The sequence below is a fragment of the Mesorhizobium sp. B4-1-4 genome (genome assembly GCF_006439395.2).
Lineage (GTDB): Bacteria > Pseudomonadota > Alphaproteobacteria > Rhizobiales > Rhizobiaceae > Mesorhizobium.
Genome location: NZ_CP083950.1, coordinates 4,513,792 through 4,528,843, shown reverse-complemented (window position 1 = coordinate 4,528,843; position 15,052 = coordinate 4,513,792). Strand labels below are relative to the sequence as shown.

Genomic DNA, 15,052 nt, shown 5'->3' with positions numbered 1-15,052 from the left:
GCCATGCTGCGTTGCGGCCATGTTGTGTACGGTGCACAACAATGATTTTCTAAGGATCGTAACATATAATCACACAATGTGATCATGGCGCATCGGCCAATTGTGGCATGACGTGCCGGATAAGAACAATCGGGGATACCGACTGGCATGGCAGGAAATTACTTCGGAACGGACGGCATTCGCGGGCGCGCCAACAAGTTTCCGATGACCGCGGAAGTGGCCATGCGGGTCGGCATGGCCGCCGGCCTTTCATTCCAGCGCGGCAGCCACCGCCATCGTGTGGTCCTGGGTAAGGACACCAGGCTTTCCGGCTACATGATCGAGAATGCGATGGTGGCCGGGCTTTGCGCCGCCGGCATGGATGTGTTCCTGCTCGGCCCGATTCCGACGCCGGCCGTCGCCATGCTGGTGCGGTCGCTGCGCGCCGACATCGGCGTCATGATCTCGGCTTCGCACAATCCCTATTACGACAACGGCATCAAGCTGTTCGGCCCCGATGGCTACAAGCTCTCGGACGAGATCGAAGAACGCATCGAGAGCATGCTCGACAAGGATATCGAACTGGCACTCGCCGATTCGGACGGGCTTGGCCGCGCCAAGCGTGTCGATGGCGTGCATGACCGTTATATCGAATTCGCCAAGCGCACCTTGCCGCGCTCGATGTCGCTTTCAGGCCTCCGGATCGTCGTCGATTGCGCCAATGGGGCGGCTTACAAGGTGGCGCCCGAGGCGCTGTGGGAACTCGGCGCCGAGGTCGTGGCCATCAATGTCGAGCCCAACGGCTTCAACATCAACAAGGAATGCGGTTCGACCCATTCGGCCGGACTGCAGAAGAAAGTGCATGAAGTGCGCGCCGACATCGGCATTGCGCTCGACGGCGATGCCGACCGCGTCGTCATCGTCGATGAAAACGGCGCCATCGTCGATGGCGACCAGATCATGGCGCTGATCGCGGAGTCCTGGCATCAGAGCGGGCGGCTTGCCGGCGGCGGCGTTGTCTCGACCGTCATGTCCAATCTCGGCCTCGAACGCTTCCTGGGCGACATGAAGCTGCAATTGCACCGCACCAAGGTCGGCGACCGCTATGTGGTGGAGCATATGCGCGCGCATGGGCTCAATGTCGGCGGCGAACAGTCGGGCCACATCGTGCTGTCGGATTTCTCGACCACCGGTGACGGCCTGGTGTCGGCATTGCAGGTGCTGGCCTGCATCAAGCGGCAGGGCCGCCCGGTCAGCGAACTGTCGAAGAAGTTCGAGCCGGTGCCGCAGATCCTGAAGAATGTCCGCATCGCCGGCGGCAAGCCGCTCGATGAAGCCCCGGTCAAGGCCGTCATCGAGGATGCACGCCACCGTCTCGGCAAGGCCGGGCGGCTGGTCATCCGCCCGTCCGGCACCGAGCCGCTGATCCGTGTCATGGCCGAGGGTGACGATCCACAACTGGTCGAGGCGGTCGTCAACGACATCGTCGAGGTGATCTCGGAAACACGCAGCGCCGCCTGATCCCAATCGCGCCCGAAGGACGTCGCGTCCGGTGCGCCCGGAGTGCGTCACGCGCTCCGCTTGCATCGAAGCCCGCCCTGCCGGCGGGCTTTTCGTTGGCCGGAGAACCAGCCTCCGGCTTTGTCGAAATCCTCGTCGAATTCCCTCGGATTTCAGAGATTCGTGGTTAATCGACAGGGTTAAACGGCTTTTAACCTTTGCAATTCATTATCCACGCCTGAAAGCCAATCTTATTCGGGCGCGATCGCGCTCCGGGGTTCCGAGGGGTGACAAGCATGTTCAATACAGCAAGAAAGGCCTTGTTTGCCGCGCTGTTCGCGGGCCTGGCCTGGCCGGTGTTCGCGGCCGACCTTCCAGAACCGGTGGTCGAAGAGGCCCCGCCACCGGTCTACGAGCAGCCGGTCGATGTCGGCGGCTGGTACATCCGTGGCGATATCGACTATCACAAATCCGATGTCCGCGGCATCGACTATATGACTTACACCGTCGACCCCTGTAACTGTTCGGTCACGCCGGGCAGCAAGAGTTTCGACTATGGCAGGCTTAAGGGCGGTTTCTCGCTCGGCGGCGGCGTCGGCTACAAGATCAACGATCATTTCCGCACGGACCTGACCGCCGACTACTGGTTCAAGTCGAACTTCAACGGCGGTACCTCGGATATCAACGGGACTTCAACCGAAGTATCGAAGATGAGCGCCTTGCTGCTGCTTGCCAACGCCTATGTCGATATCGGCACCTGGCACGGCATCACGCCCTATGTCGGCGCCGGCATCGGCGGCGCGCGCGTCAAGTGGGATGATGTCTACGATCCGAACACCACCGAGCATAATCCCGGAGCATCGAACTGGCGCTTCGCCTATGCGCTGATGGCCGGCGCTTCCTACTGCCTGACCGATAAAATCATCCTCGATGCGGGCTATCGCTTCTCGCATATCCAGGGCGGCCGCATGTTCGAGTGGGACGTGACCAGCTCGGGCCCTGGCTTCGACCGTGGCATCAACACACATGAAGTGCGCGGTGGCCTGCGCTATCAGTTCGGCGGCAACAACGGGTGCGCCGCACCTGTTGTGGCCTACCAACCCGAACCCGAGCCGGTCTACACCAAGTAAGACCTACCTGCTTCCGATGGTTACGAACCGCCCGGCTCAGCCGGGCGGTTTTCGTTCGGGCGGTCTTTCGCCGGGTGGCTTGAAGATGTTTCCGTTCGAAATCAAATCGCTAACGCTCTGTTAGCCTTAACCGTGACTTAACCACTATGGTTAACAATGCTCCCTGAAACGATGGCGGCCGCCGTGATTGCAGGCGCCAAATCCGGGAGTCGGGATCATGACACTCACATCGCGTATTGTGCTGGCGGTTGCCGGACTCGGCCTTTTGCCACTGACACCGGCACTCGCCGCCGACTACGATCCGCCGATCTATGTCGACCAGGCGCCTGATTACGTGCCGGTCGAAGTCGGCTCGGGCTGGTATCTGCGCGGCGATGTTTCGTATCTGGCGCAGAAGAGCTTCAAGAACGAGGATTTCGCCTTTACGCCTGCCAGCTTCGACGACAAGGAAGATCCGGTCTTTGCCAGCATCGGCTTCGGCTATCACTTCACCGATTATCTGCGCGCCGATCTCAATTTCGGCTATCTGCCCGGCAACAAGATCGGCGTCGGCTATGACGATACCGCGATCGTAACGCCGCCGGCAACTTCGACCGTCGCTTCGGCGTCCCTGACGAATTACGCCTTCACGGGCATGCTCAACGGCTATGTCGATCTTGGCACCTATGTCGGGATAACTCCTTACCTCGGCGCCGGCGTCGGCATCGTGCGCAGCACGCGCAAGCTCTCGGCGAGCTATTTCACCAACAATAGCGACCCCACCGACGATTTCGTCCAGAGCGACAACAAGACCCAATACTCCTTCGCCTATACGTTGAATGCGGGCCTTGCCTATCAGGTGACCAAGAACGTTTCCGTCGACCTGGGCTATCAGTACTTCTCCGCCCCCAGCGCCGAGTATGTGACGGCAGCAAGCCTGACCTCCTTTCCCGTTCACAAGGGGATCAGCAATCACCAGGTCAAGCTCGGGCTGCGCTACGACCTCTGGTAGGCTCCGGACGCATCAGGACTTTGACGGCGGATCCGTGCGGTCCGCCGTTTGCGTTTGAAGTCACGACATCCTGATCGCAGAGTGCCAGTATCCTGGCAGCGACAAAAACTTTTCCCTTGACGCCTGAAGCCTGAACGCATATCGCCGTCCGTGGGCCACCCCTCCCCAACGAGGGGCCACTATCTGGAAGGATAGACCACGATGACGACTCCCGCGAAGCCCGGACTCCGTCCGGCAAATCCCAATTTTTCCTCAGGTCCTTGCGCAAAACGCCCCGGCTGGTCGGTCGAGGCACTTAAAAACGCTGCGCTCGGGCGTTCCCACCGTGCCAAGATCGGCAAGACCAAGCTCGAACAGGCGATCGAGCTGACACGAGAAATCCTCCAGGTTCCTGCCGGCTACCGCATCGGCATCGTGCCGGCGTCCGACACCGGCGCGGTCGAGATGGCGCTGTGGTCGCTGCTCGGCGAGCGCGGCGTCGACATGGTCGCCTGGGAGAGTTTTGGCTCCGGCTGGGTCACCGACGTGGTCAAGCAGCTGAAACTCGCGGATGTGCGCAAAATCGAAGCTGGCTACGGCGAATTGCCGGACCTGTCCAAGATCGATTTCGACCGCGACGTGGTCTTCACCTGGAATGGCACCACATCGGGCGTGCGCGTGCCGAATGGTGATTTCATTGCGGCCGATCGCAAGGGGTTGACCATCTGCGACGCCACCTCGGCGGCTTTCGCGCAGAGGCTCGATTTCGAAAAACTCGATGTCGTCACCTTCTCCTGGCAGAAGGTGCTGGGCGGCGAGGGCGCGCATGGCATGCTGATCCTCAGTCCGCGCGCCGTCGCGCGGCTGGAAACCTACAAGCCGGCCTGGCCGCTGCCGAAAATCTTCCGCCTGACCTCGGGCGGCAAGCTGATCGAAGGTATCTTCAAGGGCGAGACCATCAACACGCCGTCAATGCTGTGCGTCGAGGACTATCTCGATGCCCTTCAATGGGCGAAGTCGATCGGCGGTCTGGATGCGCTGGTCGCCAGGGCGGATGCCAATGCCGCGGTTCTCGACGGTTTCGTCGACAAATCCGCATGGCTCGGCCATCTCGCCGTTGAGCCCGCGACGCGATCGAACACGTCCGTATGCCTGTCCTTCACCGACCGGCAAGTCGCAGCGCTTGACGCGGACGGGCAGGCGGCGTTCGCCAAGGCTCTCGTCTCGGTGCTCGACAGGGAAGGCGTCGCCTACGACATCGGCTCCTACCGCGACGCGCCTCCTGGCCTGCGCATCTGGTGTGGCGCGACGGTCGAGACCGCCGATCTCGAAGCGCTGCTGCCCTGGCTCGACTGGGCCTTCGCCGCGCAGAAGGCATCGCTGAAAGCGGCTGCCTGAGATTTCGGTGGCGGCCCGCGGGCCGCCCATTCCCCGGATCAATCCCATTTTCAAGGAGGCCGCCATGGCGCCCCGTGTTCTCGTTTCCGACAAACTTTCTCCCACCGCCGTGCAGATCTTCAAGGATCGCGGCGTCGAGGTCGACTATCTGCCCGATCTCGGCAAGGACAAGGAAAAGCTGCTCGAAGTTATCGGCCAGTATGACGGTCTCGCCATCCGCTCGGCGACCAAAGTCACCGAGAAGCTGATCAATGCCGCGACCAACCTCAAGGTCATCGGCCGCGCCGGCATCGGCGTCGACAATGTCGATATCCCGGCGGCCAGCCGTAAGGGTATCATCGTGATGAACACGCCCTTCGGCAATTCGATCACGACAGCCGAGCATGCCGTCGCGATGATCTTCGCGCTTGCGCGCCAGATTCCGGAGGCCAACGCCTCGACCCATGCCGGAAAATGGGAGAAGAACCGCTTCATGGGCGTCGAGATCACCGGCAAGACGCTGGGCGTCATCGGCTGCGGCAATATCGGTTCGATCGTCGCCACACGTGGCGTCGGGCTGAAGATGCATGTCGTCGCCTTCGACCCGTTCCTGTCTGACAAGCGCGCCGAGGAGCTCGGCGTCGAGAAGGTCGAGCTCGACGAGCTCTTCGCGCGCGCCGATTTCATCACCCTGCACACGCCGCTGACCGACAAGACGCGCAACATCATCGATGCCGCCGCCATCGCCAAGATGAAGAACGGCGTGCGCATCATCAACTGCGCGCGCGGCGGGCTGATCGTCGAGGCCGACCTCGTCGCGGCGCTGAAGAGCGGTAAGGTGGCGGGTGCCGGCATCGACGTGTTCGAGGTCGAACCGGCGGAGCAGAACGCCCTGTTCGGCATGGACAATGTGGTGGCGACACCGCATCTCGGCGCCTCGACGGCGGAAGCGCAGGAAAATGTCGCGCTGCAGGTTGCCGAACAGATGGCCGACTATCTGATCAAGGGCGCCGTCTCCAACGCCATCAACATGCCGTCGATCACGGCGGAGGAAGCGCCGCGGCTGAAGCCGTTCGTCAAGCTTGCCGAAGTGCTCGGCGCCTTTGTCGGCCAGGTCACGGAAGATCCGATCAAGGAGGTCGAGATCCTGTTTGACGGCTCGACCGCGACGATGAACACACGCGCCCTGATCAGTGCCGCACTCGCCGGCCTGATCCGGCCGCAGGTCGCCGACGTCAACATGGTGTCGGCGCCTATCATGGTGAAGGAGCGCGGCATCATCGTCGCCGAGGTCAAGCGCGACAAGTCGGGCGTCTTCGACGGCTACATCAAGCTCACCGTCAAGACCGAGCACATGACGCGCTCGATCGCCGGCACCTGCTTCTCGGACGGCAAGCCGCGCTTCATCCAGATCAAAGGCATCAACCTCGATGCCGAGGTCGGCCAACATATGCTCTACACGACCAATGCCGATGCGCCCGGCATTATCGGCCTGCTTGGCACCGTGTGCGGCGAGAACGACGTCAACATTGCCAACTTCCAGCTTGGCCGTAACCGGCCGGGCGGTGATGCCATCGCGCTGCTCTATCTCGACGCGCCGTTCCCGGAAAAAGTGCTGGAGCAGGTGCGGGCGCACAAGTCGATCGACTCGGCCAAACGGCTGCAGTTCGACGTGAGCGCGGTTTAGGCCCACACCGTCGCAATCAGGCGCACGAGACGTCCCGTGTGCGGGCAAGCACGCGGGACGTTTCGTTTAGCCTCGGTTTCAGCCGGCGGACCGCATCCCGCGGCGGACGCTGCCTTACCCGATTCCTGCATAGTTCGGTCCTTCCCGGGCCGTGATTGACCGTGCGAGCTTGGCGCCTGGTCCAAGGATTACTTTTCAACTTCCTGATATATTAGCCGGCGCCGATAAGCATAAAGCCTGGCCTAATCTAACGATTTTGTGATCTGCTTGACGATGCGGATTTCTTTCCGCAGGCTGTCATCAATCGACCCGCCTGGCTTGAACTTAACGGTTTTGGTCATGATTTAACGCGCAACTTCCGGTGCGCGCTCGTTGCTGTCAAGGTGCCTTGGATGGATCATCGCAATACTGTCAGGCTGAATCGGCGCCTTTTCCTTTCATCGGTCGCGATGTTTACGGTCACGGCGACTTCGGCAAGCCTTGCCCGCTCTTTCTCCGGCTCCCTGCCTTGGGCACCCCTGTCGTCAGATCCGCCGATGCAGGTGGTCCCTGGCGGCTGGCAATTTTTCACACCGCAGGAAGCGGCTCTTGTCGAAGCCATCGTCGACCGCATCATCCCCGCCGACGATCTCAGCATGGGCGGCAAGGAGGCGGGCTGCGCCGTCTATATCGACAGGCAGTTGATGGGCGCGTTCGGAACCTCGAGCCGGCTTTATACGCAAGGGCCATTCCTGCCCGCATTGCCGACGCAGGGATATCAGGGTGAGGCCAATCCGGCCCAGCGCTACCGCGTCGGCCTCGCCGCCATAGATGCCTTCCTGAAGCAACGCGACGGCAAGACATTCGCAGAACTGCAGCCGGCCGATCAGGATGCGTTCCTGACGGCCATGGAGGCGGGTAAGATCGAACTGCCCAATGGCGTCAAGGGGCCCGGCTTCTTCGGACTTCTTCTGCAGAACACGATGGAAGGGTTCTTTGCCGATCCGGTCTATGGCGGCAACAAGGACATGGTGTCGTGGCGCATGCTCGGCTTCCCCGGCGCGCGCTATGACTACCGGGACCATGTCAGCAAGCACAATCAGCCCTATCCGCGGCCGCCCGTCTCCATCGAAGGCAGCCCGGAATGGCTGGGCAAGAGGAGCTGACCATGACGACGATACTGCCCCGAAAGGATGTCGTGATCGTCGGCCTCGGCTGGACCGGGTCCATCCTTGCGCATGAATTGACGGACCAGGGCCTCGACGTGCTGGCCATAGAACGCGGTCCATGGCGCGACACGGCCACCGATTTCAACATCGGCTATGCACAGGACGAATTGCGCTACAGCGTGCGGCGCGACCTCTTCCTGCAGCCCGCCGTCGAAACGATGACGATGCGCAACGACCCGTCGCAGACAGCGCTGCCGATGCGCGATTTCGGTTCCTTCCTGCCCGGCAACGGGGTTGGCGGCGCCGGCGTGCACTGGAACGGCCACACCTGGCGATTCTGGGATTCGGACTTCCAGACGAAAACCAACCTGACCAAGCGCTATGGCGCGGCCAGGATCGCGGATCTCCAGGTCGAGGACTGGGGCGTGACCGGCGCCGAAATGGAGCCTTACTACGACCAGTTCGAATATTTGGCGGGCATCTCGGGCAAGGCCGGCAACATCAAAGGCAAACTGCAGGAAGGCGGCAATCCGTTCGAGGATCCGAGGGCGCGGGACTATCCGAACCCGCCGATGGAAATGACCTACGCGCCGACCTTGTTCGCCAATGTCGGCCGGTCGATGGGGCTGCATCCTTTCCCGACGCCATCAGCCAACATGTCTCGCACCTATGTCAATCCGCTCGGCATCACCATGGGGCAGTGCACCTATTGCGGTTTCTGCGAGCGTTTCGGCTGCGCCAACTATTCCAAATCGAGCGCCCAGACCACCATCCTCCCCGTCCTGATGAAGAAGGCCAATTTCGAGGTCCGGACCGACAGCGAAGTGCTGCGTGTCGATCTTGCCGCCGGCGGCAAGTCGGCGCATGGCGTGACCTATGTCGACACGTCAGGGCAGGAATTCTTCCAACCGGCCGATCTCGTGCTTCTGTGCGCCTATGGGCTGCACAATGCCCGCCTGATGATGCTCTCCGGCATCGGCAAGATCTATGATCCCAACACCGGCGAGGGCACGGTCGGCCGCAATTACTGCTATCAGACCAATGCCGGCGTGCAGGTGTTCTTCGACGACAAGAACTTCAATCCGTTCATCGCGGCCGGCGCGCTCGGCCAGACGATCGACGATTTCAACGGCGACGCTTTCGATCACGGTGCGCTGGATTTCGTCGGCGGCGCGGGCATCAACTGCATCCCCACCAATGGACGCCCGATCGGCACCAGGCCGACGCTGCCCGGCACGCCGAAATGGGGCGGGGCGTGGAAGAAAGCGACCGTCGAGGGTTACAAGAGCACGCTCGGCTATTCCTCGCAGGGCAGCAGCTACGCCACGCGCACCAACTATCTCGATCTCGACCCGACCTACAAGGATCGCTTCGGCCGGCCGCTGATGCGCATGACGTTCGATTTCCCCGACAACGACATCCGGATGTCGAACTATGTATGCGACCGGATGGAGGACATCGCCAAGGCGTTCGGCGGCAAGCAATACAGCGTCGGCCGCCGCAAGAAGGGCTGGGACAGCGTCCCCTATCAGAGCACCCACAATACCGGCGGCGCCATCATGGGGACCGACCCGAAGAGAAGCGCGGTCAACACCTTCCTGCAAAGCTGGGATGTGCCGAACGTCTTTGTCATCGGCGCGTCGGCCTTCCCGCAGAACGCCGGCAAGAACCCGACGGGAACGGTCGGCGCGCTTGCCTTCCGTGCCGCCGACGCCATCCGCAATCAGTATCTGCGCAATCCCGGCGCACCGCTGGTGCGGGCATGAGAACGCTCACCGCCATCCTCGCCACCGGCGCGGCACTCCTGGCGATCGCTCCGGCAATCGCCGCCGACCAGGCGGACCAGATCATACGCGGTCAGTACCAGGCCGTGCTCGGCGATTGCGCGGGTTGTCACACGAGGCCGGACGGCAAGCCCCTGGCCGGCGGCCTGCCACTGGAAACGCCGTTCGGCACACTGGTGCCGCCCAACATCACGCCCGACCACGAGACGGGCATCGGCAATTGGTCGGAAGACGATTTCCGCAACATGATGAAGACCGGCATCGGCCACAATGGCGTGCGGCTCTACCCCGCCATGCCATATCCCGCCTATACCAAGATGAACGAGCAGGACATTTCCGACCTCTGGGCCTATCTCACCACGGTCGAGCCGGTGCCGAACAAGGTGCAGGCCAACCAGCTGCCGTTTCCCCTGAACATCCGGCTGGCGATGTGGGGCTGGAATCTCCTCAACTTCACCGAAAGCACTTTCACGCCGGATCCCTCCAAGTCGGCGGAATGGAACCGCGGCGCCTATATCGTGCAGGGGGCGGGGCACTGCGGCATCTGCCATACGCCCAAATCTTTCCTCGGAGCCGACCAGGACAGCGGCTTCGTGCAAGGGGCATCGCTGCAGGGCTGGTTTGCGCCCGATATCACCAACAATGCTCAATCCGGCCTGGGAAAATGGTCGCAGGAGGATGTGGTCGCCTACCTCAAGACCGGCGTCAACGCGCATTCGATCGCGTCCGGTCCGATGGCCGAGGCCGTCGAAAACTCGACCTCGAAAATGACGGATCCGGACCTCAAGGCTGTTGCCGTCTATCTCAAGAGCCTAGGCTCGGACACCGGCAATGCGCAAGCGCCAAAGCCGGACGAGGCACGGATGGCCGCGGGCGAGGCGATCTACCATGACAATTGTTCGGCCTGCCATGGTGGCGATGGTGCCGGGGCCGGAGCTCTGTTCCCGCCGCTCGTCGGCAACTCGATCGTGGCGCAAGGCAATGCCGAAACGCTTGCCCGGGTGGTTCTCGCCGGAAGCCAGGCTGTCCATACGGCCGGCGCGCCGACGACACCTGCCATGCCTTCGCTCGCATGGCGCCTGAAGGACCAGGAACTCGCCGACGTGCTGACCTATGTGCGCGGCAGCTGGGGCAATTCCGCTCCGGCGGTCTCATCCGACGATATTGCGGCGGTGCGCAAGGAATTGGTGCGGTAGCACTTTACCGGCGGGCCGGCACGGCCATCCTTCGCCCGCTATATTCGGCAAGCGCGATGCCGCCCAGCACGAGCACGAGTGCCAATGCCTGATAGAGCTGGAACGTCTCGCCGACGATCAGCACCGAAAGCAGCGTGCCGAAGATCGGCACCAGATTGATGAACAGGCCGGCGCGGTTGGCGCCGATCAGCTCGTTGCCCCTGATGTAGAGGATCTGCGAGATGACCGAGGCGCCGATCGCGGTGTAGACGATGACTGTCCAGCCGCGCGCATCGGGCACGATGACCTTGCCGGCGGCTATTTCCCACAGGACAAAGGGCAGCGAGGTGATCAGCGCCGCGACCGACAGGGACAGCATCAGGCTCTGCCAACGCATCACCGGCTTCAGGCGCAGGCCGACCGAATAGCCGCTGTAGAGGATGACGGCGACCAGCATGATGGCGTCGCCGAAATTGAGCTCCAGCGTCAGCAGCCGGCGCGGGTCGCCATGGCAGGCGGTCAGGATCACGCCGGCGATGGTCAGCACGACGCCAGCAATCTGCGCCCAGCTTACGCGCAGGCGGAAGAAGATGAAATTGGCTGTCATGATCAGGATCGGCATCGCCGCCTGTTCGATCGAAACGTTGATCGCCGTCGTGTAGTTGAGCGCCGTGTAGAAGATGGTGTTGAACAGAGTGAAGCCGCTGGCGCCCAGCGCCGCCAGGACGAGCCAGTGCCGGCGCACCACCGGCCAGTCCTCCCGGATTGTCCGCCAGCCGATCGGCAGCAGGATCGCTACCGCCAGCACCCAACGCAGGAAGACCAGCGTCATCGGCGAGACATGATCGACAGCCAGCTTGCCGGCCACCGAATTGCCGCCCCACAGCAAGGTGGTGAGCAGCAGGAATATGTAGGCGCTTCGATGCATGGCGGCATTCCGGCCGCGGCGGATGCGCCGCGGTGTTTGTCGGCCTATTGCCCCGGTCGGTCCAAGTAAATGATGTCAAAGCCGAAAATTGTTGTGCCTCAGGGCATTTTCGGCGGCAAAGAAAGGTCGCGCTCGCGAGGTCTTGACGCTATAGAGGCCTGTCGTTTCGAACCATATCCAAGCCGCTCGGCGGCGTCTCAAGGGAAAAGAAACATGGCCAATGTGGTGGTCGTCGGCTCGCAGTGGGGCGACGAAGGCAAGGGCAAGATCGTCGACTGGCTGTCGGAGCGTGCTGACGTCGTGGTGCGTTTCCAGGGCGGCCACAATGCCGGCCACACGCTGGTCGTCGACGGCAAGGTCTACAAGCTGTCGCTATTGCCGTCCGGTGTCGTGCGGCAGGGCAAGCTGTCCATCATCGGCAATGGCGTGGTGTTCGATCCGCACGCTTTCGTGGCGGAAGTCGCCAAGCTCAAGGCACAGGGCGTCGAAGTGACGCCCGATCGCCTGAAAATAGCCGAAAACACAGCGCTTATCCTGTCGCTGCACCGGGAGCTGGATGGATTCCGCGAGGACGCCGCCTCAAATTCCGGGACGAAGATTGGCACGACCCGCCGCGGTATTGGCCCCGCCTATGAGGACAAGGTGGGCCGGCGCGCGGTTCGGGTGATGGATCTGGCGGATTTGGAAACACTGCCCCTGAAGGTCGACAGGTTGCTGACGCACCACAATGCGCTGCGCCGCGGGCTTGGCCATGCCGAAGTCACGCATGAGGCGATCATGAGTGAATTGACGTCGGTCGCCGACGAGATCCTGCCCTATATGGACCGTGTCTGGAAAGTGCTGGACGACAAGCGCCGCGCCGGCGAGCGCATCCTGTTCGAGGGTGCGCAAGGCACGCTGCTCGATATCGACCACGGCACCTATCCCTTCGTCACTTCGTCCAACACCGTGGCCGGGCAGGCGGCCGCCGGCTCCGGCGTCGGGCCTAGCGCCATCGGCTATGTGCTCGGCATCACCAAGGCCTACACGACGCGCGTTGGCGAAGGTCCGTTCCCAACCGAACAGAAGAACGAGATCGGCGAGTTCCTCGGCACGCGCGGTCACGAATTCGGCGTCGTCACCGGGCGCAAGCGCCGCTGCGGCTGGTTCGACGCGGTGCTGGTGCGCCAGGCCGTCGCCGTCAACGGCATCAAAGGCATCGCGCTGACCAAGCTCGACGTGCTCGACGGGCTGGACGAGATCAAAGTCTGCACCGGCTACCGGCTCGACGGCGAGATGATCGATTATCTGCCGGCCAGCCAGGGCGCGCAGGCCCGCGTCGAACCGGTCTACGAGACGCTGGAGGGGTGGAAAGGCACCACCGCCGGCGCGCGCAGCTGGAACGATCTGCCGGCCCAGGCGGTCAAGTATGTCCGTTATATCGAGGAGTTGATCGGCGCGCCGGTCGCACTCCTCTCCACCAGCCCGGAACGGGACGACACGATACTTGTGACCGACCCGTTTCAAGACTAGTTTCTGAAGCCTTTCCGGGCATCGCGGCTGATTTGCGGGGGCCGGCGCGGGAGCAAAAATACAGGTCGACTGAAGCATGGCAGATTTCGTTGCTGTTCTGAAAAAGGCGCTCGACAGGCACGGCGACGAGACGCCTGACAAGCGTACGCGCATCTACGACAGCGTGCGTGCCATGCTGGTGAAGAAGCTTGCGGATTATTCGCCGCCGCTCGCCGCCGAGGCAATAGCCAAGCAGAAGCGCACGCTGGAGGACGCCATTGCGAGCGTCGAACGCGACTACGCCAAAAGCGTGCCGGAAACGGACCCGCTCGCCGAGCTGGAACACATCTTTTCCTCCATCGACCGCAACAAGAATCAACCGAGTCACACGCGCCAGCCGGCGAAGGCGGAGCCCGTCCGACCGGCGCCGCCCGCCGCCAGGCCGGAGCCTTATCGCCCCGCGCCACCGCCCGAGCGGCCCGCGCCACCACCCGCCGCCAAGGCCGAGCCAAGCTGGCAAAAGCCCCTACCGGCGCAATCAGCAGCCCCGAACCTTGCCGACCCGAACCTTGCCGACCATGCCCTGCCTGTCCTGGACGCGGACCAGAACGACGAGCACGCCGATGTCTTCCCGAACGACGAGGAACCGGCGGAGGCTGACACCTTCCAGCGTCCGCGCCCGGCCGAGCGCAAGCGCAGCTATGGCGGGCTGATCGCCGCCGTCGTCGCGTTGCTGGTCATTGCTGGCGGCGGCTATGGCATTTGGCTGAACAAGGACGCCTTCGGCAAGATGCTGGGCCTGGGCGGCAGCAAGGTTGTTGCCAAGATCGAGCCGGTGAAATCGGCGCCGGCCAAGCCGGCCAAGCCGGCGACCGACGTCGCGCCGCCACCGGCGCCCGCGACAGGCGCCGAAGGGACGAAATTCACGCAACGATTGACGCCTGGAGGCGGCGAAACCGACCCTGGCCCGGCCGGAGGACAAAGCGGCGTAGGCGAGGGTGAATCCGTCGCCGCGCTGACGACGCCGCCGCCGCCGGCGACAGCGCCGGCAACGCCGCCGCCGGCAACACCGCCACCGGCAACACCGCCGCCGGCAACACCGCCGCCGGCCAGTCCGCCCCCGGTCACGGGCGCGCCGGCCGCGGCGACGCCTGCCGCAACTTCACCTGCGGGCGGCACCGCGCCCGCGACACCCCCCGCCAACGGAACCGCACCCGCGGCCCCGGCCAATGCCGCCGCCACGCCGCCGGCACCGGCGGGTACGACACCAGCAGCGCCTGCTGCCGCTCCCGCTCCGGCGCAAGCCTCGGTGCCGGTCGGCCAGAAGGCGATCTTCTATGAGGAGCGCACCAGCACCGCGCAGGGTTCGGCCGAACCCGGCAGCATCGTCTGGTCGTTGGTGCAGGAATCGCCCGGCGGCGACCTGCCGCCCGAGCCGGCGATCCGCGCTGAGGCGACCATCCCGGGCAAGGATATCCAGTTGCGCATGACCATCCGCCGCAACACCGACCGGACGCTGCCGGCCAGTCACATCATCGAGATGATCTTCCTGACGCCCGACGGCTTCGAAGGTGGTGGCGTCGACAACATATTGCGCGTCGCCATGAAGAGTTCGGAGCAGGACGCCGGCAGTCCGCTGATCGGAATTCCGGCCAAGATCGCCGACGGCTTCTTCCTCGTCGCGCTCAACGACACCAAGGCCGACGAGGACGCCAACATGACCTTGCTGCGCGGCCAGGACTGGATCGACGTGCCGGTGGTCTACAAGACCGGACGGCGGGCGCTGCTGACCATGGAAAAGGGCATTCCCGGCGAGAAGGTGTTCGACGAGGCGATCAAGGCTTGGCAGGCCAAGACGGCGGGTTGAGAGGGCCGGGGATACG

General features: G+C 63.2%; 11 protein-coding genes. 10 read left to right on the top strand and 1 reads right to left on the bottom strand.

The window, feature by feature from the left end; genetic code table 11:
• Positions 1-147 precede the first annotated feature (147 nt).
• The 8 genes from glmM to FJW03_RS21735 all read left to right on the top strand — a co-directional run bounded on the left by glmM (position 148) and on the right by FJW03_RS21735 (position 10,771).
• Entirely contained in the window at positions 148-1,500 is a 1,353-nt protein-coding gene (gene glmM, locus FJW03_RS21770) for a phosphoglucosamine mutase (RefSeq protein WP_140760948.1), read from the top strand.
• 275 nt (positions 1,501-1,775) lie between these two features.
• Positions 1,776-2,609, top strand: coding sequence for an outer membrane protein (locus FJW03_RS21765; RefSeq protein ID WP_140760946.1), 834 nt, complete (start codon positions 1,776-1,778; stop codon positions 2,607-2,609).
• A gap of 217 nt (positions 2,610-2,826) precedes the next feature.
• A complete protein-coding gene (locus FJW03_RS21760) occupies positions 2,827-3,600 on the top strand; it encodes an outer membrane protein (RefSeq protein WP_140760944.1) in 774 nt (257 codons plus the stop codon).
• 201 nt (positions 3,601-3,801) lie between these two features.
• Positions 3,802-4,977: a phosphoserine transaminase gene (locus FJW03_RS21755; protein WP_140760941.1), complete on the top strand. Its 1,176-nt coding sequence runs from the start codon at positions 3,802-3,804 to the stop codon at positions 4,975-4,977.
• A gap of 64 nt (positions 4,978-5,041) precedes the next feature.
• Positions 5,042-6,643: a phosphoglycerate dehydrogenase gene (gene serA, locus FJW03_RS21750; protein WP_140760939.1), complete on the top strand. Its 1,602-nt coding sequence runs from the start codon at positions 5,042-5,044 to the stop codon at positions 6,641-6,643.
• A 536-nt stretch (positions 6,644-7,179) separates the two neighbouring features.
• A complete protein-coding gene (locus FJW03_RS21745) occupies positions 7,180-7,788 on the top strand; it encodes a gluconate 2-dehydrogenase subunit 3 family protein (RefSeq protein WP_226890429.1) in 609 nt (202 codons plus the stop codon).
• Positions 7,789-7,790: 2 nt separating this feature from the next.
• Positions 7,791-9,557: a GMC family oxidoreductase gene (locus FJW03_RS21740; protein ID WP_140760937.1), complete on the top strand. Its 1,767-nt coding sequence runs from the start codon at positions 7,791-7,793 to the stop codon at positions 9,555-9,557.
• The gene (locus FJW03_RS21735; protein WP_140760935.1) at positions 9,554-10,771 is read left to right on the top strand and encodes a cytochrome c; all 1,218 of its coding nucleotides are present in this window, start codon (positions 9,554-9,556) and stop codon (positions 10,769-10,771) included. Before FJW03_RS21740 ends, FJW03_RS21735 begins: the two co-directional genes overlap by 4 nt.
• A 4-nt stretch (positions 10,772-10,775) precedes the next feature.
• Here the strand turns inward: FJW03_RS21735 and FJW03_RS21730 are convergent, their stop codons facing one another.
• A complete protein-coding gene (locus tag FJW03_RS21730) occupies positions 10,776-11,678 on the bottom strand; it encodes a DMT family transporter (protein ID WP_140694919.1) in 903 nt (300 codons plus the stop codon).
• Positions 11,679-11,891: 213 nt separating this feature from the next.
• On the opposite strand from FJW03_RS21730, the gene FJW03_RS21725 reads away from it, so the two are divergent.
• Complete coding sequence (locus tag FJW03_RS21725) at positions 11,892-13,190, top strand: adenylosuccinate synthase (RefSeq protein ID WP_140608267.1); 1,299 nt, start codon at positions 11,892-11,894, stop codon at positions 13,188-13,190.
• 76 nt (positions 13,191-13,266) lie between these two features.
• Positions 13,267-15,036: a hypothetical protein gene (locus FJW03_RS21720; protein WP_140760933.1), complete on the top strand. Its 1,770-nt coding sequence runs from the start codon at positions 13,267-13,269 to the stop codon at positions 15,034-15,036.
• Positions 15,037-15,052 lie beyond the last annotated feature (16 nt).

What these genes read in the sequence shown, in the direction of transcription:
- glmM (WP_140760948.1), top strand. Translation starts at nt 148, where the DNA reads ATGGCAGGAAATTACTTCGGAACGGACGGCATTCGCGGGCGCGCCAAC.
- FJW03_RS21765 (WP_140760946.1), top strand. Translation starts at nt 1,776, where the DNA reads ATGTTCAATACAGCAAGAAAGGCCTTGTTTGCCGCGCTGTTCGCGGGC.
- FJW03_RS21760 (WP_140760944.1), top strand. Translation starts at nt 2,827, where the DNA reads ATGACACTCACATCGCGTATTGTGCTGGCGGTTGCCGGACTCGGCCTT.
- FJW03_RS21755 (WP_140760941.1), top strand. Translation starts at nt 3,802, where the DNA reads ATGACGACTCCCGCGAAGCCCGGACTCCGTCCGGCAAATCCCAATTTT.
- serA (WP_140760939.1), top strand. Translation starts at nt 5,042, where the DNA reads ATGGCGCCCCGTGTTCTCGTTTCCGACAAACTTTCTCCCACCGCCGTG.
- FJW03_RS21745 (WP_226890429.1), top strand. Translation starts at nt 7,180, where the DNA reads ATGCAGGTGGTCCCTGGCGGCTGGCAATTTTTCACACCGCAGGAAGCG.
- FJW03_RS21740 (WP_140760937.1), top strand. Translation starts at nt 7,791, where the DNA reads ATGACGACGATACTGCCCCGAAAGGATGTCGTGATCGTCGGCCTCGGC.
- FJW03_RS21735 (WP_140760935.1), top strand. Translation starts at nt 9,554, where the DNA reads ATGAGAACGCTCACCGCCATCCTCGCCACCGGCGCGGCACTCCTGGCG.
- FJW03_RS21730 (WP_140694919.1), bottom strand. Translation starts at nt 11,678, where the DNA reads ATGCATCGAAGCGCCTACATATTCCTGCTGCTCACCACCTTGCTGTGG.
- FJW03_RS21725 (WP_140608267.1), top strand. Translation starts at nt 11,892, where the DNA reads ATGGCCAATGTGGTGGTCGTCGGCTCGCAGTGGGGCGACGAAGGCAAG.
- FJW03_RS21720 (WP_140760933.1), top strand. Translation starts at nt 13,267, where the DNA reads ATGGCAGATTTCGTTGCTGTTCTGAAAAAGGCGCTCGACAGGCACGGC.